This is a genomic window from Pseudomonas sp. 30_B (assembly GCF_017491605.1).
GTDB lineage: Bacteria > Pseudomonadota > Gammaproteobacteria > Pseudomonadales > Pseudomonadaceae > Pseudomonas.
The window spans coordinates 1-544 of sequence record NZ_JAFGYY010000147.1 but is presented as its reverse complement, the minus strand read 5'-3'; the positions used below and the strand labels follow the sequence as shown (position 1 = coordinate 544).

The following is a 544-nucleotide window of genomic DNA, read 5'->3' as shown; positions in this document are numbered from 1 at the left end:
GTTTTATTCGATAGGTGAGATTATAGCGTAATTCCCTATTTCGCGTCGTGATGATCGACGTTTCAAACTGTTTCGATACATTACCCTGCGGAAATGCGAGACGGGCCGACGCCCGGAACGGAGGCGTTCCCGGTCGTCAGCCCGTGTTACAACCGCGTGTCGGGCGCGCCGCGGCGTTGTCGAAAGGCAACGTCGCCCGCGTCGTTCAGCGCGTCAAACCGGCCCGCACGCTGGCCGCATCGCTCACTTCGAACTTGCCCGGCGCTTCGACGAACAGCGTCTTGACCACGCCGTCGTCGACCACCATCGCGTAGCGTCGGGAGCGAATCCCCATGCCACGCGCGGACAGGTCCTGCGTCAGTCCCAGCGCATGAGTGAAAGCCGCGCTGCCGTCCGCCATCATGCGCACCTTGCCCGCGGTGTGCAGATCGCGTCCCCAAGCGCCCATCACGAATGCGTCGTTGACGGCAACGCACCAGATCTCGTCGATGCCCGCCGAGCGCAACGGCTCGGCATGCGCGACGTAGCCCGGCACATGCTGCGC

1 protein-coding gene is annotated in these 544 nt (G+C 63.8%); it reads right to left on the bottom strand.

Features of this window, described 5'->3' with window-relative positions; translation table 11 throughout:
• Nucleotides 1-205 precede the first annotated feature (205 nt).
• Nucleotides 206-544, bottom strand: a 339-nt coding sequence (locus J5M67_RS27655) for a peroxiredoxin (RefSeq protein WP_207888573.1), incomplete at its 5' end; no start/stop codon positions are given.